Below are 15,780 nucleotides of genomic sequence, written 5' to 3'. Positions count from 1 at the left end.
CGCGCGTTCGGGCCGACGGGATATCGAAGTCCGAGGCAGTCATTGGTTTGTGGTGACGTTGCGCGTTTCCGCGTCAGCACATTTTACGAGCCGAAAGCGGGCGGACGCGGATTGTCATCCTTGGATCGATACTTAAGTAGTGCTGTCAAAGCAGGGTGTCCGTCCGCACCCAAGAGCTGATCCGAATGCTGCTTCGATCGACCATCACCTGTCCGCACTGCGGCGTCGCGAAAACGGAGACTATGCCGACCGATGCCTGTCAGTTCTTCTACATATGCACCGGTTGTGGCACGAAGCTGAAGCCGAAGTCGGGCGACTGTTGCGTATTCTGCTCCTACGGCTCGGTGCCGTGTCCGTCAATTCAGGAGCAGCGCGCCGGCGGGTCAAGCGCCATCTCGTGTTGCGGCTAGTCTCTAATTAATTCTGCGCAAATCTTCCCTGCTTGATCTTGCACGTTTGCTCTCTGGTCGTCGCATCCCTCTTTGGACCAGTTCCCTGGGAAGACAAATCAGAGGGCGCTAGTGTAGCCCAGCGTAGAATTCGGCCGGGGCGTGCTCTCATCTGGCGCGCTCAACTCGCTCGGCATTATCGGGTGGATACTCTCTCGGCGCGGACCCGGGGCGGTAGTCCCAAGCAAAACGCTTCACGATCACTCGGGCCGCGCGATGATCTGGTGATGGGCGTCCACGCCGATGCGGCCGCGCTCCGTTCCATGCGGTTGGCCGCTGCTGTTGTAAATGAGCAGAACGGCATTGTCGTGAGTCGGCATGCTCGGCAGAGTCACGGTGACGGTGGCGGTGCCGTCGGCCTTCGCGGTGAAGCTGTTTGTCTTCCCCGCGCCGTCCATCGGCGTGAACGTGATCGGCTTCGTGTCGAAATGGTTCTCGAAGAGGCTGTAGCTCGCGTTCGGCTGCAGGTTCTTGAACGTCGCATCGAGCGTCAGTTTGCCGTCTTTCTCCACGATCGTGACGGTGCCGGCGGCGGAGAGCCACGACTGGAGATCGAAGCCCAGCGGCTTGTGCTCGGCGTTGAATAGCTTCGACGTCCTGGCGTCCTGGTCGATGAACGGTGGCCGCACTCCGGCGACATGCTTGATGCCCTGCGGACCGGTCGCCTCCGGTGCGGAGGTATCCTCGACGAAGACCTGAGGGTCGAGCGTCTTCGGCTGCTTGGTTTCCGCCGAGAAGAAGGCGGCGTGAGTGATGAATTCCAGTTTCAGAGACGAGGCAGCGAAGCCGCTTCCGATGGAAGCGATGAGCAGTCCGGCCGCCGCGGCCGAGAGCAACAGACGTCGTTCGAGCGATTTCTTCATGTGGGATCGTTGCCTTTCGAGGTGACCGAGTCGGCGCGCGGGGCCCGGCTGACGCCGTTCAAGGCACCGGTGGGCGCGAGCCCGACTTCCAGTTCGCTGCGATCCGCCCCGAGGTTACGTCCTGTCGGCGAGAAATCACCGCTCCGGTGCTCAGGTATGGACGCCTTGAATTTCCCTCGATGTGTCCTGACCGTCCGAGCGCATGGATGGTGCCCAAGACGAGGCCGAAGATGAAGTGCAACGAGGAGGCGAGATGGTCACACTGCGCGGCGACATGTAACCTTTCAGGCGATGCAGCGAACGGATTCATAGGTACCAAATCGGAAGTCGAAGCATGTCGCGGCACGTCCGGATCAGGCATCGAGCGAGCGGCGAAGTCATCGCGGAGGGACCGATTGGCCTTTTCGGAATCACGCCCTTCGAGGGCAACTACTACATCGCCCGCAAGTATCTGAGAACCTCGCGGCTGAAGCCGAACTGGATCCCCGGGCTCTGCTTCTACAAGTTCCTTTACGTGTGGCTTGACCTGCATCTTCCTGACGGGGGGCGCGAGCCGTCGATTGGGTGGCTCTACTGGCTCCCGAACCCGCTGTTCTTCTTCATCGCATTCCGGCCGGCAGTTCCTCAATCGTCGCCGGCGCTGTCGGTGCGGGAGACGGCTTGAAGAAGGAAGCGACAGCGTGGATGCCGTCACGCCGCGCCATCCTGCTGCGCGCACTGGCCGGCATGGCGGCCGAACTCATGCTGCGCGAGGCGACCGCGGCCGAAAACGACGTTCCCAGGTTCGCATCCGGACGCTACCAGTTCACCATCCTCCGTCCGCCGCAGGAACTGCCACTACTGCGGCTGTTCCGTTTGGAAGGCGGCACAACTGATCTGTCGGCGCTACGCGGCAAACCGATCCTGGTGAACTTTTGGGCGTCGTGGTGCGCGGCCTGCCGCTTGGAGTTGCCCGCCCTCGACAGGCTATATCGGGACGCCTGGCGGGGCAGGGTACAGGTCGTCGCCGTCTCGGAAGACCGCGGTCCGCGCGAGGCGGTGGTGCGTTTCGTGAAGTCGCTCGACTTGAAGGCGCTTCCGATCTTCCTGGACCCGAACGGATACGTGGCGCACTCCGACGCCGACAACGTCAGGAAGGCGCCGTTTGCGCTCTATGGCATGCCGATCACCTACGCCATCTCGGGCTCTGGCACAGTCGTCGGCTACTTGCCGGGCGAGGCGGATTGGTCGTCCGCGGCGGCGGGCGACCTCATTGCCTATCTTGACAGAACGTAACTCTGTGACGGCCGTGGGGCGCACAGGCCATGTAACCTTTACCAGGGACGCAGCGAACATCGGTACGGACGGGAAAACCAGCCCGTCGGACCAGCGACCATGCACCTCGCAAAGTCGCCCCGAACCCGGAGGAACTCGAATGTCCAATCGCACGCTCAACGCAATGGTCGCCGGCGCATTCGCCGTCGCTGTTGGAGCGCTCGCCGCCACGTCGGCCACCGCGCAGATGAACAAAGGCGACATGGAAAAGATAATGAAGGAGAAGCAGGCCCAGACCATGAAAGCGATGGCGGGCGGCAAGATGGAGAAGTGCTTCGGCGTCGCCCTGAAGGGACAGAACGACTGCTACGCCGGAGCCGGCACGACCTGCGCCGGCACCAGCACCGTCGACTATCAGGGCAACGCGTTCAAGCTCGAGCCCAAGGGCACCTGCACGACCATGAACACGCCGAAGGGCGCCGGAAGCCTCACCCCGAAGGCCTGACGAATCCCGGGCGGGCCGCGACGGCCCGCCCTCTATCCTCGAGGTTGCCATGCGCTTTCCGTCATCGCCAGAAGATCGCATACCGCCACGCGCCGGCGTCGGCCTCAAGGCCGAGCACTATCGCACGATCATCGACACGGCACCCGATATCGGCTTCTTCGAGGTGCATGCGGAGAACTACATGGGCCCGGGCGGTCCGCCGCACCGCTATTTGTCCGCCATTAGGGAGCGCTACCCGCTGTCCCTCCATGGCGTCGGGCTGTCGATCGGCGCGGACAGGCCGCTGGACGAAGATCATATCGAACGGCTGAGACTGCTCCGGCAGCGCTACAGACCCGGCCTGTTTTCCGAACATCTGGCGTGGTCGACGCACGACACCGGTTTCCTGAACGACCTGCTTCCCGTTCCCTACACGTCCGAGACGCTCCAGCGCGTCGTCGAGCACATCGACCAAATCCAGACAGCCCTCGGCTGCCAGATGCTCCTGGAGAACCCGTCGACCTATGTCGCGTTCGCCGAGAGCACCTACGCGGAGACCGACTTCATCGCCGAAGTCGTCCGGCGCAGCGGCTGCGGTCTCCTGCTCGACGTCAACAATGTCTTCGTCGCGTCGACCAATCAGCAGTGGGATCCGGTCGCCTATATCGAAGGCTATCCGCTCGCGAGCGTGAAGGAGATCCACCTTGCCGGAAACGACCGGCAGGCCGACGAGGCCGGGAGGCCGCTTCTCATCGATACCCACGATCGCCCGGTCGAGGATGCCGTCTGGTATCTCTACGAACTCGCGGTGCGGCTCGTTGGCCCGGTGCCGACGCTGATCGAGTGGGACGCCGAGGTGCCGCCTTGGCCGACGCTCGCAGGCGAAGCCGAACGTGCTGAGGTGATCATGTCCGCCAACCGTCCGGAGATGCCCCGTCATGCAGTCGCTGGCTGAGCGGCAACGGTCTTTCGCGGCCGCGCTGCTCGATCCCGCACTTCCGGCGCCGGCGGGCCTGGTCGGCCCCGACGGGAAATCGAGTTCGCGGCGTTTCGCCGTCTACCGCAACAACGTGATCGTCGGCCTGACGCAGACACTGAAGGATGCCTATCCCGCCGTGCACCGCATCGTTGGGTCGGAATTCTTCCACGCCTTGGCCCGCGCCTTTGTCGTCGGCGCTTTGCCCCGGTCGCCGATGCTCTTCGACTATGGCGCGGGCCTACCCGATTTCATCGACCGGTTCGAACCCGCTTCGGTATTGCCGTATCTGGCCGACGTGGCGCGTATCGAGCGGGCCTGGATCGAGGCCTACCATTCGGCCGAGGCCACGCCGATCGGCCCTTCCGCGTTCTCGGAGATTGATCCGGACCTGTTGCCGGACGTCAGTCTTGTGCTGCATCCGTCGGTCCGGATCGTCCGCTCGCGCTTTCCGGCACTGACGATCTGGCAGATGAACATCGATGGCGGCGTTCCGGGGCCGGTCGATTTGGCCGCCAGCGGCGAAAACGCGCTCGTTGTTCGGCCGGAGGCCTGCGTGGAGGTTCGATCGATTCCGAACGGTAGTCCGGAGTTCATCCACGCACTCGGATCCGGAAGGTCGGTGTCGGCGGCTTTCAAGGAAGCCATTGCCGCCGACCCGACCTTCGATCTTTCGGCGAATTTGTCGGATCTGATCGGGGCGGGCGTGGTGGTCGGTTTCGCCTTCGCACAGGAGCCGCTACGGACATGAGTCCCTTCTCGGCCATGTCGACCGTCGAAGGTGTCGTGCGACACCTTGTGGAGCACCTCGCGCAGGTCGCCCTCGTCGTGGCGCCACCGGTGCTTCGCATCGCCCTGGCGCTGCCGTTCTTCAAATCGGGATTGACGAAGTGGGACAGCTTCCTGTCCTTGTCGCCGGCGGCGGCGTACCTCTTCGAAGACGAGTTCAAGCTGCACATCTTCGGACACGCGTACGATTTTCCTTTTCCCGCCGTGTTCGCATATTTTGACGCAATCGCGGAGATCGTGCTGCCAGCGTTGCTGATCCTGGGATTTGCGACGCGCTTCAGCGCGCTTGCGCTTCTGGTCATGACTGGAGTGATCCAGCTCGTCGTGCCGGAGGGGTGGGCGAATTTCCATCTGCCGTGGGCGGCGCTCGCCGTGGCCCTTATGGCGATCGGTCCCGGCAAGCTTTCAGTCGATTATCTCGCAGCCTCGCGCTATCGGGCACCAGTCTCTGGCGGAGGACGTCAATGACCGAGCGAAACGGCTGCCCTCCGCAGCTCAGGCTCGTCGGCAGCGAAGGCGATGCTGCGCCGGCCGTCCCCGAGCCCATGAGCCGCAACACCGACTGGGCGATCCTGATGGCCCATGCCCAGGACGGCGACAGGCCGGCCTATCAGCGTCTCCTTCGGGAAATCACGCCCTACCTGCGTTCGCTGGCGGCACGCCGGCATCGAGATCCGAGCGATATCGAGGATGCGGTGCAGGACATCCTGCTGACCGTTCACGCGATCCGGCATACCTTCGATCCGACCAGGCCGTTCGGCCCGTGGCTCGTGACGATCGCGAACCGGCGGTTCGTCGACCGGCTACGGCGGCAAGGGCGCAGGCGGAACCGGGAAACGCCACTAATGCCCGAACATGAAACCTTTTCCGAGCCTCAAGCGAACTTGGAGGAAGGACCGGACAAACATGATCTCGAAAAGGCGATCGGCGAGCTTCCTCCCATGCAGCGCAAGGCAGTGCGTCTACTCAAGCTCAATGAGATGTCGCTGAAGGAGGCTTCGACAGCGAGCGGGATGTCGATCGCCTCGCTCAAAGTCAACATGCATCGCGCGGTGAAGGGCCTGCGGAAGATTCTGGGCGATCGGAGCGAACCATGATTGCGACACCCGATCTCATCGAATCCCTCGCCGCGAACATGAAGCCTGTGCGGCGCCTTCGGCCGCCGGTGACGCGGGCGGCCTGCTGGCTCCTGCTCGCAGCCCTGGTCGTGGCGCTTCTCGCGGTCAGTCAGGGTATCCGTCCGGACCTGGCGCAGCGGCTGCACGATCCGGCTTTCGCCGGCGGCGTGGTCGGGGCCGCCTTGACGGGCGTGCTCGCGGCCATCGCGGCTTTCCTCGTCAGTCTTCCCGACCGCTCGCGTCTGTGGCTGATCCTGCCCGCGCCGGCCGTGGCGATCTGGCTGTCGAACATCGGCTACCAGTGCCTCACGCAGTGGATATCGATGGGACCGAACGGGGTCAGTCTAGGCGAGACGACCCGTTGTCTTGCAACCCTGGTTCTGACGAGCCTGCCGCTGTCGCTAGCCATGCTGGTCATGCTGCGGTACGCGGCTCCGCTGCGCCCGACGGCCGTGACGTTCATGGGGAGCCTGTCGGTGGCCGCGATAAGCGCGACGGCCCTCTCGCTCTTCCATGCCGGCGATGCGACCTTGATGATCATCATGTTCAATATCGGAACGGCGGCCATGTTCGTCGGCCTCGGCAGCCTGTTCGGCCGTCGTATGTTCGAGTGGATGGCCCCGCGCTCCGACATCAGAAATTAGCCGGCAGATCGCTCGATTGGATGGCAGTTGAAACGGCTCATGGAATTCTTCCGTGGAGAGTCCGTTCTTCGCGGGTAACTGGCTGAATGGGTCACCCAAGCCGTACTCCTCCCCAATCCCGTGTTACTTGCAGAGCTCCAGCGGATCGCGATCGGCGAAGAGGCGCACGCAGGCCGCTCATCCCTGCGGTAGGAACACCAGCAGCCAGGCGCCAGCGGCCACACATGCAATGCCGGCAGCACGCGCGATCCATCGTCCGACCGGTGTGAGTTTCTCCAGCAGAACGAGCAGCGTCAGGAGCGCAATCCAAAGCACGTTCATGACTCCGCCCACGAACAGAAGCGCCATCAAAACCCAGCAGCAGCCGACGCAATAGCCGCCGTGCCGCAACCCCAGCAGGAGGCAGCCTCGAGCGTTGTCGCGAAAGCCGCCGTGGCGCATCAGGAACGTGAACGGCGACTGGCACTGAGCGAGGCAGACCTCTTTGAGCGGTGTCCATTGATAGATTCCCGCCGCGATCAGCACGATTGCGCCGAGCAGGTTGCTGACGATCACCATCCGGGAATCCAGCAGGGCCGCGCGCTCGATCACCCATTGGAGCAAGGTGGCTGCCAGCGAGAAGCCGCTCCAGGCGAGGAGATAGCCGGCCGCAAACCAGCCGGTCGCGGCGAACGGCTTGCCCTGCGCCTTGCCCCGTCGGCCCACGCCGGCATACATGAGGATCATGGGCGCGGCCGAGGGCGCCATCATTCCGACCATCATCACCGCCCACATCAGGAACACGTAGGCGAACTCGATCGCTCGCCACGGCGCGCTCGCCGGCATCATGATTCCGATCCCGGCCGGGATCATCCGGAAGCCGGTCATGTCCATGCCGCCCATATCCATGTCGTTGGCGAGCCAGAGCACGTAGCTCCATGCCAGCGCGACAATGATGCCGATGGCGCCGCTGACGACCCAGCGGTCACGGCGCAGCACGGTTTCCAGGGCGCTGTCGGTCATCTGCGATGGACGTTTTCCGGCCCTCGTCCAGGGCCGGTATCGGAAGTTGCATCAAGCCTGGTTCGACCAGCGGATCGGCGCATAGAGGCCGTTCTTGCCGGAATTATCCCAGTGCATGCCGTGATCGCTGAACGTGTTGCCGGCGGCGCCGACCGCCATGACCATGTTGTCGGGGCTCACCGGATGACCGATGTTCACCCACATTTCGCCGCTCGGATGCATGGTCGGCAATGGATCAACGGACATATGCAAAATACCCGGGATTTCCGCGGACCGGGTCTTGCCGTCGATCCGGAATGTGATCGGCACCTTGCGCACGCCCAGGTTCTTGCTGATCAACGGCGCGAAGGCGGCCATCGGACCACCGGCGGCGCCGGTGAAGATCGCAGCGAGAGCCTCGGTCTGCCGATCGTCGGCGCGCTGATCGATATAGGCGGCCACCGACCAATCTCCGTCTGCCATCACCCCGGGTGCGTGGAGGATCACCAGGACGTTGAGTCCATCGAGCGCGACGTCGCCATAGCGACCGCTTTCGACATGGAAGATCAGGGGGACGTTGCAGAAGCCCTCGGTCGGTCGCGATGTCAGCGGAGGAGCCGCGGACACAAGGCAGGGACACACGAGGCTGCAACTGCAGTTTTCGAAATAGTCACCGGAAAGCTGCCATGGGACATCTGCCATCGTTCTCTCCCGCTAGGTCGAACCCGATAGATTTCTCTCGCATGAGCTACGTGTCGTTGAAAATTACGCCGCGCGGCGAAGTCCCGCAAGCGGGGCTCGGCCGGCTTGCTGGAAAAAAGCACCGATCAGCTGGGAATGCACCTCAACCCTTCGAGCATTTCCGCAAGCCATTGAAATGTCGGCAAGGCGACTGCTCTCCCCCGCGCAATTCGGCTGCCCCGCGCGCGCTTCTCAGCCATATTCCTCGCCGATCCCATATTCCCGGTAGATCTCGAGCGGATCGAGATCGGGAAACAGACGGCATTTGGCCTGGGCCAGATGCAGCTTCACCGCCGCTGGCTCCTTGCCGTTCGACAGCATCTTGCGGATGTCGTCCATGTGTGCGCTCGGCTGGTGCTTCGCCTCGAGCTGCTCGAGCGCGACCAGGGCGGTTGCGAGCGCTTCGGTCAGAACCCAGTCGTCGTGGCCCGTGATTCCCTTCTTCGGCATCGGCAGACCCCAATCCGCAAGACTTCGCCTGGTGCGGCGGCAGCAGTCTACCGCAGCTTCCGCTGAATCTCCATCGGGCCGCACCGGGCGCGCGGTTTGGCGCGTCGAAGCGGGCGAGGAGCCAGGCTCTTGCTTGCTTTATGGCGGGGCGTGGCTAAAAGGCGGCGGCGCGGGGGGCGATGGTATCTTTCTTGAAACAAAATTGGCGTAGACGCGCCTCGCGCGACCTCTCTCGGCTGGAGCCAGCATGGTCTTTCTAAGCTTCGTCTACCGTTTCCTGACCAATTTCGCATTCATGGCGCTGGTCTATTTCAGCCTGAACTTCATGGAGAAGTACCAGAACCGGGCGATCCTCGCGATCCTGGTGCTGGTCTATGCCGGCATGCGCGCGGCCTCGACGCTGCGGGCGTTCTACTTCTTTCAGAAGATCGAGAAGCTCGAAGCCGAAACCAAGCGGCTCCAAGCGCCGATCAACGACGGCTCGGGTGGGACCAGCGCGCGCAAGCAGATCGTGACTGACGTGGCGCGGCTGCGCCGCGACGGCGAGCTCAAGTCCTATATGGACCTGTTCTTCCTGGCGCTGATCGTGCTGCTCTGCGTCGCCAACATCATGCGGCAGTAACGGCTTCTGTTCAGGCGCGCTTCTTCACGCTGGTGGCGAGGCGGGTCGGGCGGGGCGGCGTGGTCTTGACTTGAGCCGCGTGTTTCGACGCGGGGTAGGCAGCCGCCCGCCGCGGATGCATCCTGCCAGCCTTGCCGGCATGGGGCGCCTCGGCCGCCATCGCGAGCCGCGTCGCGGCCCGGCGCGACAAGGCGGTTGACAGCAGCACCTCGATCGAGCCCTCGGGAATAGCGAAGACATCGCGGCCGGGCGCGGGCAGGGTGGCCGCGATATCGGCCTGTGCCACGGTTTTGCGCGGCAGCAGCTGGGGCTGGCGTGCGGTCTGCGCGTTGAGATCGGCGAGCTCGGGCGCCGGCAAGGTCGCGGTCTGCGTGAAGGCGAAATTCGGCACGGCCGGCCAGCGCGCGATCGGCGTCGATTCCGTCGGCGGATGGAGCAGCCACTCGACCGGCGTGGTCGGCGTCGCCGGCCGGTCGGGCGTCGCGGGCACCACATGCACGATGCGATAGCCGCGCGCCTTCAACTCGCGGATGATCTTCGGCAGCGCCGCCACGGTGCGGGCCTGGATGTCGTGCAGCAGCAGAATGCCTTTGCCCTTGGCCTCCAGCCGCTGGATCGCGAGCTGGTAGACGCGATCGGGTGACACATGCCGCCAGTCGTCCGCCGGGAAGTCGGCGCTCCACACCTGGATGCCGCGCGAGATCAGATAGTCCTCGACGCCGTCAGCGCGCATCAGGCCGGGGATGCGGAAGAACGGCGCCAGCTTGGATGGGTCCGTCATTGCCGCCGAGGTCCAATCGATGCCGCCGTTGATCTCGGCCTCAGCCTTGTCGATCGGCATCCTGTTCATCGTCAGCGGATGGGTCATGCTGTGCGTCCCGACGGTGTGACCCGCCGCCACCAGCTTGCGCACGCCCTCCGGATTGGCCTTGGCCTGCTGACCGATAATGAAGAAGGTCGCCTTGATGCACTCGTTCGCGAGGATCTGGAGCACCTGGTTCGAATATTTCGGCAGCGGACCGTCGTCGAAGGTGAGGACGACCTCGTGGTCTTTCAGCGGCAGCGTCTCGCGATACTGCATGGTGCCGATGCGCGGATGCTCGCGCGGATCGACGACGAGGGTGCGGGAGGTGCCGAGCGCATCAGGATGACCGGGGCAGTCGGCCGCGAAGGCCGCCGGCGAGGCTGCGGTCAACAGCCCCAGAAGCAGGACGGTCCAGGATCGCGTCCGGATCACAACGCTACTGCCGATCATGAACCCTGTAAGTCCTCATTTGCGACTGTCGCCATAATTAGGTCGGTGACATCAGGAAACGGTTCAGGCGCAACGACCGTTCCTGGCTCGGCTCCCCCTCAATCATTGCATGGCGTAGCATGAACAGAGTGTTAATAGGCCTCAGATCACCCCATTTTGGTGAGGCGTGACATTCCGGCATCAATGCGCGTCGGCGTTGTTCTGCGCTGAGCCCGTCGGAACCACGTGAACCACGTGAAAGCCGTTCTCTCTGAGGTATCGCAGGAAGGCCGGCATGATGGCGGCTGTGCGCGCCTTGGAATCGTGGAACAGGATGATGCCCTTGCCGGCGGCAGCCACGCGTCCGGTGATCAGCTTCAATTCCTGTTCCGGCGTCATCTCGCTCCAGTCGCTGGCCCACAGATCCGCGCCGAACACGACGATGCCGCGCGCCTGGAGCAGGTCGAGCTCGGCCTGCGTCGCCTCGAAATAGGGAAAGCGGAAGAACGGTGTCGACGGTGTCGTGGTCGAGACCCCGTGGAGCGCCATTTCGTCGGCGGCGATGCCGCGGTCGATCTCGCTCCTCGCCTTGTCGGCCGGGATCCGCGCCATGAACGGATGTGAGAAGGTGTGGTGCCCGACGGTGTGGCCCTCGCGCGCCAGGCGCTTGACCATGTCAGGATGTTCGGCGGCATGCTGGCCGATCACGAAGAAGGTCGCGCGCACGCATTCCTGCGCCAGCGCCGCCAGCACCTTCGACGTCGTCGGCGGATGCGGGCCGTCGTCGAAGGTCAGCACGACCTCGTGATCGGCGAGCGGCAGCGTCTGCGGAAAGCTCTTCAATCCGACGCGCGGCGTGGTCTTGGCATCGACGCTCAGGACGCGAGAGGTGCCGAGCGCATCCTTGCGCGGGCAGTCCGCGGCTGCGACAGAACCGATCGCGGTGAGGGTGGTGAGAGCCAGGCCCATCCTGATCCATGTCCGTTCCGGTCGATGCATCTTTGCCATTGCGCTCGCGATTGCCTTGTGGGTATTGCCTGAACCATCAGCCCAGACCACTCGTTCCAACCTGTCAAACGGCGAGGCGCACCATGGATGAACATATGGACGGTGCTCACGTCGCTGAGGCCTCGGTACTCGACCACGTGCCGATGCGCAATGAAGACGGCGAAATCAGGCACGAATTCGTCGAGGAAATCGCCCATGCGATCGAGGCCGCCGACAGCGCTGCGCTGCGCGCCTGCGTCGCCGATCTCCATGAGGCCGACCTCGGTGATCTGATCGCGGCGCTCGCGCCCGACAACCGCGTCCGTCTGGTCGAGCTGACCGGCACCGACTTCGACTTTTCCGCGCTGAACGAGGTCGACGAGAGCGTGCGCGAGGAGATCCTCGACGAGCTGCCGCCCGAGACGGTGGCCGAGGGCGTCCGCGAGCTCGAATCCGACGATGCGGTCGAGCTGCTCGAAACCCTCGACGAGGACGAGCAGGAGGAGATCCTCGAGAAGCTGCCGCTCAAGGAGCGCGTCGCGCTCGAACGCAGCCTGCTGTATCCGGAAAACTCCGCCGGCCGCCGCATGCAGACCGAATTCATCGCCGTGCCGCAGGATTTCACGGTCGGGCAGGCGATCGACTACATGCGCGATACGCCCGACCTGCCGGACCGCTTCTACGAGATCTACGTCGTCGACAAGGACCAGCACTGGCAGGGCGCGATTCCGCTCGACGTGATCTTGCGCGCGCGGCGCCCGGTGCCGCTCACCGAGCTGACCGATGAGGATCGCCGCCGCGTCTCCGTCCTGGAGGACCAGGAGGAGGTCGCGCGCATGTTCGGCAAGTACAATCTCGTCGCCGCCCCTGTGCTCGACACCCAGGACCGCCTCGTCGGCGTCATCACCGTCGACGACGTGGTCGACGTGATCGAGGAAGAGGCGGACGAGGACCTCAAGGCGCTCGGCGGCGTCACCAGCGACGAAGAGCTGTCGGACACGTTCCTGACCATTGCGCGCGGCCGCTTCAACTGGCTGCTGATCAATCTCGCCACCGCGTTCCTCGCATCCTCCGTGCTCGGCCTGTTCGAGGGCCAACTCGAACAGATGGTGGCGCTTGCGGTGCTGGCGCCGATCGTGGCGAGCCAGGGCGGCAATGCCGCGACCCAGACCATGACGGTCGCGGTGCGCGCACTCGCGACCCGCGAACTCGGCTCCTCCAACGCCTGGCGCGTGATCATCCGCGAAACGTTGGTCGGTCTCATCAACGGCGTCGCCTTTGCGGTGATCACGGGCATCGCCGCGGTGGCCTGGTTCAAGATCCCGGGCCTTGGCGTCGTCATCGGCCTTGCGATGATCTGCAACCTCATCGCAGGCGCGCTCGGCGGCATCCTGATCCCGATGGCGCTCGAACGCGTCAGGGCCGATCCGGCCGTCGCTTCCGGCACGTTTGTGACGACGGTGACCGACGTCGTCGGCTTCTTCTCCTTCCTCGGTATCGCGACGCTGTGGTTCGGGCTGAAGTAGGGGGCGCGGCAACCATGCTCTCGTGCCCCGGACGCGGCGCAGCGCGCCTTCGCGGTGCGCAGCAGAGCCGGGGCCCATCGTGCTACGGAGCGCGTCCCTTTTTGGATCCCGGTTCTGCGCAGCAGCGCTACGCGCTGCAGCGCGCCCGGGACACGAGGGCGCGAGCATCGACCTCCCATCTTTAATCCGACCTTAAGCGACCTGCCGCATCATCGTCCCGCTTGGGGGAATGAGCATGCGGTTGCGGCTGAAAGCGGACGGACGGGTCGTTGAATTACGGGACGGGCAAGAGTTTCCCGTCCAGCCGGTCCCACCTGCGGTCGAGGCTCCGCCAGCCGAGGCCGGCTCGCTCGCGGTGCGCGATTTGCGCCGGCGCGCCTGCCTCACCCAGATGGAATTTGCCGCCAAGCTCGGTGTGCCCGTCGAGACCATCCGCAACTGGGAGCAGGGCAAGCGCGCCCCGCGCGGACCGGCCCGCGCCCTGCTGGCTGTAATCGCGCATGCGCCCGACACCGTGTTCCAGGCGCTCGCCAAAGCCTGACGTCAAGGCCTGACGTCACGTTCCGAATACGAGCCTCCCGTTGGCGTTGCGGCCCAAGATCCGCACCCGAGGCCCGTGTCGTCCGTTGCACTCTGGCGGACGGGGTCCATAATGACGCCATTGACGAGTCTGGGGCTGCCGCAACAGAGGGATTCCTCATGCTGTTCGTCGAGGCCAATGGCGCAAGAATCCCGGCGATCGGGCTGGGGACCTGGGAGCTGAGCGGCCGGACTTGCGCGCGCGTGGTCGAGCAGGCGCTGCGGCTCGGCTATCGCCACATCGATACCGCCCAGGTCTATGACAACGAGCGCGACGTCGGTGACGGTTTGCGCGCCTCCGGCGTCCGCCGCGATGACATCTTCCTCACCACGAAAGTCTGGACCAACCATTTTGCACCCCATGATCTCGAGCGGTCGATCAAGGAAAGTCTGGCGCGCTTGAGGCTTCCCGCCGCCGACCTCGTGCTGTTGCACTGGCCCAATCCGCACGTGCCGCTGGAAGAGACGCTGGGTGCCTTGGCGCACGCCAAGCGCATGGGCCTGACGCGGCACATCGGTGTCTCCAATTTCACGGTGGCCTTGATCGAGCAGGCCGCCTCCCTGTCGAGCGAGCCGCTGGTCTGCAACCAGGTCGAATATCACCCTTATCTGGATCAGGCGAAGGTGAGGGCTGCCTGCGACCAGCACGGGATGGCGCTGGTTGCCTATAGCCCGATCGCCAAGGGCCGCATCAAGTCCGACCAGACACTTCTGGAAATCGGCCACGCCCGTCGCAAGACGCCGGCGCAAATCTGCCTGCGCTGGCTGGTGCAACAGAATGTATCGGCGATTCCCAGAACCTCGCGCGTCGAGCGCCTGTCGGAAAACATCGAGATTTTCGATTTCGAGCTCTCGGATGACGAGATGGCGGCGATCTCCGCGCTGGCCAGCCCGAAGGGCCGCCTGACCGATTTCGGCTTCGCGCCGAAATGGGATTGAGGGGAGCCTGCGGTATGCTAGGAGCAGGCCGGCAACCCAAGATCGGGCGATGGAACTGCGGAAGATCATACGGACGGACATCGCAGCGTCAGCGATTGTGCATCTGACGCTGGTGGCGCTGATCATCGCGATCAGTGAGGTCCATCCGTTTCATTCCGTGCCGCCCGAAACCGTGACGGTCGATATCGTCACGCCGGAGCAGGTGAAGGAAGAGGCCAAAGCAGAAGAGAAAGCCCAGGAGCAGAAGGAGAAGCCGCCGGAGCCGCTTCTCGACCTGAAGCTGCCAAAGCTGGATCTTACCGACAAGCCGGATGCGGCGCAGAAGCCCGCGCCTGCCAGTGAGAAGGCGCCGACGCAGCAGAAGCAGGCCTCGCACGAGCCGGAGCAGAAGCCGCCTCAGCCGTCACAGGCGGCAAAGCAGCAAGAGGCCAACGCACAACCTCAGCAATCTCAACCGCAGCAGCAGCTACAGCCGCAGCCATCGCAACCGCCGCTACCTCAACCTCAAGCGACGCAGCAGCCACCTCCGGCGATGCCGCAGCCGCAGGCCGCACCTCCGGCCTATCAGGCGCCGGAGCCCGACGTCACCGTGAAGTATGGCGTCATACTGGGCCTGCCGCCCGAATTGCCGCCGGAGCCGAAGGACGCGTCCAAGGATGACGGCGGCGATGCAAAGGATTCGACCGCAGCCAAGCTGCCGCCCGAAGTCATCGCCGAGCTTCGCCGTCACCTGAGGACTTGCTCGAAACTGCCGACGGGCGTCGCGCCGACCGACGCCGTGCGCATCAAGCTGCGCGCGGTGCTCGCCGCCGACGGCACGCTGGTGCGTCCGCCGATCCTGATCGAGGCCCCGCCGTCCGCGAAGGGCGTGGCTATCGTGAAATCCGCGATGACCGCGATGCAGGCCTGCCAGCCCTACAAGATGTTGCCCGTCGACAAATACGCGGAATGGAAGGTGATGGACCTTTCGTTCACGCCGCAGGATTTCGGGTCGTAGCCTTCGCGGAGCGCCCGACGGGCAAAACACCGCGGACGGCGTCAATAAGCTTGCGCAAAAATATTCCGCTTTACCGAAATTCGGAAATATCGTATGTATCGCCCATCCCGGCTTGACCTTGAGGGGCGATCGTCCGTCGTCACGTTT

Annotated in this window: 20 protein-coding genes; 14 read left to right on the top strand and 6 right to left on the bottom strand. The window is 64.2% G+C overall.

Annotated features, from left to right (window positions below; genetic code table 11):
• The first annotated feature begins 185 nt into the window (after nt 1-185).
• Nucleotides 186-410: a GDCCVxC domain-containing (seleno)protein gene (locus tag XH88_RS23445; RefSeq protein WP_271670660.1), complete on the top strand. Its 225-nt coding sequence runs from the start codon at nt 186-188 to the stop codon at nt 408-410.
• Between the two features lie 239 nt (nt 411-649).
• Here the strand turns inward: XH88_RS23445 and XH88_RS23440 are convergent, their stop codons facing one another.
• Complete coding sequence (locus XH88_RS23440) at nt 650-1,312, bottom strand: hypothetical protein (protein ID WP_271670659.1); 663 nt, start codon at nt 1,310-1,312, stop codon at nt 650-652.
• A gap of 334 nt (nt 1,313-1,646) precedes the next feature.
• Here XH88_RS23440 and XH88_RS23435 point away from each other — a divergent pair, with 334 nt between their 5' ends.
• The 8 genes from XH88_RS23435 (at nt 1,647) to XH88_RS23400 (ending at nt 6,577) form a co-directional block, all read left to right on the top strand.
• Nucleotides 1,647-1,976 (top strand): hypothetical protein, encoded by a 330-nt coding sequence (locus tag XH88_RS23435; protein ID WP_271670658.1) that lies wholly within the window; start codon nt 1,647-1,649, stop codon nt 1,974-1,976.
• Nucleotides 1,973-2,587 carry a TlpA disulfide reductase family protein gene (locus XH88_RS23430; RefSeq protein WP_271670657.1) on the top strand — a complete coding sequence of 205 codons (615 nt, stop codon included), beginning with the start codon at nt 1,973-1,975 and terminating at the stop codon, nt 2,585-2,587. The genes XH88_RS23435 and XH88_RS23430 overlap by 4 nt, the downstream gene beginning before the upstream one ends.
• A gap of 139 nt (nt 2,588-2,726) precedes the next feature.
• Nucleotides 2,727-3,071 carry a BufA1 family periplasmic bufferin-type metallophore gene (locus XH88_RS23425; RefSeq protein ID WP_271670656.1) on the top strand — a complete coding sequence of 115 codons (345 nt, stop codon included), beginning with the start codon at nt 2,727-2,729 and terminating at the stop codon, nt 3,069-3,071.
• Nucleotides 3,072-3,120: 49 nt separating this feature from the next.
• Nucleotides 3,121-4,005: an MNIO family bufferin maturase gene (gene bufB, locus XH88_RS23420; protein ID WP_271670655.1), complete on the top strand. Its 885-nt coding sequence runs from the start codon at nt 3,121-3,123 to the stop codon at nt 4,003-4,005.
• Nucleotides 3,989-4,777, top strand: a complete 789-nt coding sequence (locus XH88_RS23415) for an HvfC/BufC N-terminal domain-containing protein (RefSeq protein ID WP_271670654.1) — start codon at nt 3,989-3,991, stop codon at nt 4,775-4,777. The genes bufB and XH88_RS23415 overlap by 17 nt, the downstream gene beginning before the upstream one ends.
• Entirely contained in the window at nt 4,774-5,283 is a 510-nt protein-coding gene (locus XH88_RS23410) for a DoxX family protein (RefSeq protein WP_271670653.1), read from the top strand. Before XH88_RS23415 ends, XH88_RS23410 begins: the two co-directional genes overlap by 4 nt.
• Nucleotides 5,280-5,912, top strand: coding sequence for a sigma-70 family RNA polymerase sigma factor (locus XH88_RS23405; RefSeq protein WP_271670652.1), 633 nt, complete (start codon nt 5,280-5,282; stop codon nt 5,910-5,912). Before XH88_RS23410 ends, XH88_RS23405 begins: the two co-directional genes overlap by 4 nt.
• Nucleotides 5,909-6,577, top strand: a complete 669-nt coding sequence (locus tag XH88_RS23400) for a DUF1109 domain-containing protein (protein WP_271670651.1) — start codon at nt 5,909-5,911, stop codon at nt 6,575-6,577. Before XH88_RS23405 ends, XH88_RS23400 begins: the two co-directional genes overlap by 4 nt.
• A gap of 177 nt (nt 6,578-6,754) precedes the next feature.
• Here the strand turns inward: XH88_RS23400 and XH88_RS23395 are convergent, their stop codons facing one another.
• The 3 genes from XH88_RS23395 to XH88_RS23385 form a co-directional block, all read right to left on the bottom strand.
• Nucleotides 6,755-7,579, bottom strand: a complete 825-nt coding sequence (locus XH88_RS23395) for a DUF2182 domain-containing protein (RefSeq protein WP_271670650.1) — start codon at nt 7,577-7,579, stop codon at nt 6,755-6,757.
• Nucleotides 7,580-7,630: 51 nt separating this feature from the next.
• A complete protein-coding gene (locus XH88_RS23390; protein ID WP_271670649.1) occupies nt 7,631-8,260 on the bottom strand; it encodes a DUF1326 domain-containing protein in 630 nt (209 codons plus the stop codon).
• 231 nt (nt 8,261-8,491) lie between these two features.
• Entirely contained in the window at nt 8,492-8,749 is a 258-nt protein-coding gene (locus tag XH88_RS23385; RefSeq protein ID WP_271670648.1) for a hypothetical protein, read from the bottom strand.
• Nucleotides 8,750-8,996: 247 nt separating this feature from the next.
• On the opposite strand from XH88_RS23385, the gene XH88_RS23380 reads away from it, so the two are divergent.
• Complete coding sequence (locus tag XH88_RS23380) at nt 8,997-9,371, top strand: hypothetical protein (protein WP_271670647.1); 375 nt, start codon at nt 8,997-8,999, stop codon at nt 9,369-9,371.
• Between the two features lie 10 nt (nt 9,372-9,381).
• Here the strand turns inward: XH88_RS23380 and XH88_RS23375 are convergent, their stop codons facing one another.
• On the bottom strand, nt 9,382-10,626 hold the full coding sequence (locus tag XH88_RS23375; RefSeq protein WP_271670646.1) for a polysaccharide deacetylase family protein: 1,245 nt from the start codon (nt 10,624-10,626) through the stop codon (nt 9,382-9,384).
• A 180-nt stretch (nt 10,627-10,806) separates the two neighbouring features.
• Complete coding sequence (locus XH88_RS23370) at nt 10,807-11,574, bottom strand: polysaccharide deacetylase family protein (protein WP_271670645.1); 768 nt, start codon at nt 11,572-11,574, stop codon at nt 10,807-10,809.
• A gap of 122 nt (nt 11,575-11,696) precedes the next feature.
• Between XH88_RS23370 and mgtE the strand changes: the two genes are divergently transcribed.
• The 4 genes from mgtE (at nt 11,697) to XH88_RS23350 (ending at nt 15,633) form a co-directional block, all read left to right on the top strand.
• On the top strand, nt 11,697-13,118 hold the full coding sequence (mgtE, locus tag XH88_RS23365) for a magnesium transporter (protein WP_271670644.1): 1,422 nt from the start codon (nt 11,697-11,699) through the stop codon (nt 13,116-13,118).
• A 229-nt stretch (nt 13,119-13,347) separates the two neighbouring features.
• Complete coding sequence (locus XH88_RS23360) at nt 13,348-13,659, top strand: helix-turn-helix domain-containing protein (protein WP_271670643.1); 312 nt, start codon at nt 13,348-13,350, stop codon at nt 13,657-13,659.
• 158 nt (nt 13,660-13,817) lie between these two features.
• A complete protein-coding gene (locus XH88_RS23355; protein ID WP_271670642.1) occupies nt 13,818-14,636 on the top strand; it encodes an aldo/keto reductase in 819 nt (272 codons plus the stop codon).
• A gap of 49 nt (nt 14,637-14,685) precedes the next feature.
• Nucleotides 14,686-15,633 carry a hypothetical protein gene (locus XH88_RS23350; protein ID WP_271670641.1) on the top strand — a complete coding sequence of 316 codons (948 nt, stop codon included), beginning with the start codon at nt 14,686-14,688 and terminating at the stop codon, nt 15,631-15,633.
• Nucleotides 15,634-15,780: the final 147 nt, after the last annotated feature.

It is taken from the genome of Bradyrhizobium sp. CCBAU 51627, from assembly GCF_028128765.1.
In the GTDB taxonomy this organism is placed as follows: domain Bacteria; phylum Pseudomonadota; class Alphaproteobacteria; order Rhizobiales; family Xanthobacteraceae; genus Bradyrhizobium.
This window is presented reverse-complemented; position numbering and strand designations above follow the sequence as displayed.

What these genes read in the sequence shown, in the direction of transcription:
- XH88_RS23390 (WP_271670649.1), bottom strand. Translation starts at nt 8,260, where the DNA reads ATGGCAGATGTCCCATGGCAGCTTTCCGGTGACTATTTCGAAAACTGC.
- XH88_RS23370 (WP_271670645.1), bottom strand. Translation starts at nt 11,574, where the DNA reads ATGGGCCTGGCTCTCACCACCCTCACCGCGATCGGTTCTGTCGCAGCC.
- XH88_RS23380 (WP_271670647.1), top strand. Translation starts at nt 8,997, where the DNA reads ATGGTCTTTCTAAGCTTCGTCTACCGTTTCCTGACCAATTTCGCATTC.
- XH88_RS23415 (WP_271670654.1), top strand. Translation starts at nt 3,989, where the DNA reads ATGCAGTCGCTGGCTGAGCGGCAACGGTCTTTCGCGGCCGCGCTGCTC.
- XH88_RS23425 (WP_271670656.1), top strand. Translation starts at nt 2,727, where the DNA reads ATGTCCAATCGCACGCTCAACGCAATGGTCGCCGGCGCATTCGCCGTC.
- mgtE (WP_271670644.1), top strand. Translation starts at nt 11,697, where the DNA reads ATGGATGAACATATGGACGGTGCTCACGTCGCTGAGGCCTCGGTACTC.
- XH88_RS23410 (WP_271670653.1), top strand. Translation starts at nt 4,774, where the DNA reads ATGAGTCCCTTCTCGGCCATGTCGACCGTCGAAGGTGTCGTGCGACAC.
- XH88_RS23375 (WP_271670646.1), bottom strand. Translation starts at nt 10,626, where the DNA reads ATGATCGGCAGTAGCGTTGTGATCCGGACGCGATCCTGGACCGTCCTG.
- XH88_RS23385 (WP_271670648.1), bottom strand. Translation starts at nt 8,749, where the DNA reads ATGCCGAAGAAGGGAATCACGGGCCACGACGACTGGGTTCTGACCGAA.
- XH88_RS23395 (WP_271670650.1), bottom strand. Translation starts at nt 7,579, where the DNA reads ATGACCGACAGCGCCCTGGAAACCGTGCTGCGCCGTGACCGCTGGGTC.
- XH88_RS23350 (WP_271670641.1), top strand. Translation starts at nt 14,686, where the DNA reads ATGGAACTGCGGAAGATCATACGGACGGACATCGCAGCGTCAGCGATT.
- XH88_RS23355 (WP_271670642.1), top strand. Translation starts at nt 13,818, where the DNA reads ATGCTGTTCGTCGAGGCCAATGGCGCAAGAATCCCGGCGATCGGGCTG.
- XH88_RS23400 (WP_271670651.1), top strand. Translation starts at nt 5,909, where the DNA reads ATGATTGCGACACCCGATCTCATCGAATCCCTCGCCGCGAACATGAAG.
- XH88_RS23360 (WP_271670643.1), top strand. Translation starts at nt 13,348, where the DNA reads ATGAGCATGCGGTTGCGGCTGAAAGCGGACGGACGGGTCGTTGAATTA.
- bufB (WP_271670655.1), top strand. Translation starts at nt 3,121, where the DNA reads ATGCGCTTTCCGTCATCGCCAGAAGATCGCATACCGCCACGCGCCGGC.
- XH88_RS23435 (WP_271670658.1), top strand. Translation starts at nt 1,647, where the DNA reads ATGTCGCGGCACGTCCGGATCAGGCATCGAGCGAGCGGCGAAGTCATC.
- XH88_RS23440 (WP_271670659.1), bottom strand. Translation starts at nt 1,312, where the DNA reads ATGAAGAAATCGCTCGAACGACGTCTGTTGCTCTCGGCCGCGGCGGCC.
- XH88_RS23405 (WP_271670652.1), top strand. Translation starts at nt 5,280, where the DNA reads ATGACCGAGCGAAACGGCTGCCCTCCGCAGCTCAGGCTCGTCGGCAGC.
- XH88_RS23445 (WP_271670660.1), top strand. Translation starts at nt 186, where the DNA reads ATGCTGCTTCGATCGACCATCACCTGTCCGCACTGCGGCGTCGCGAAA.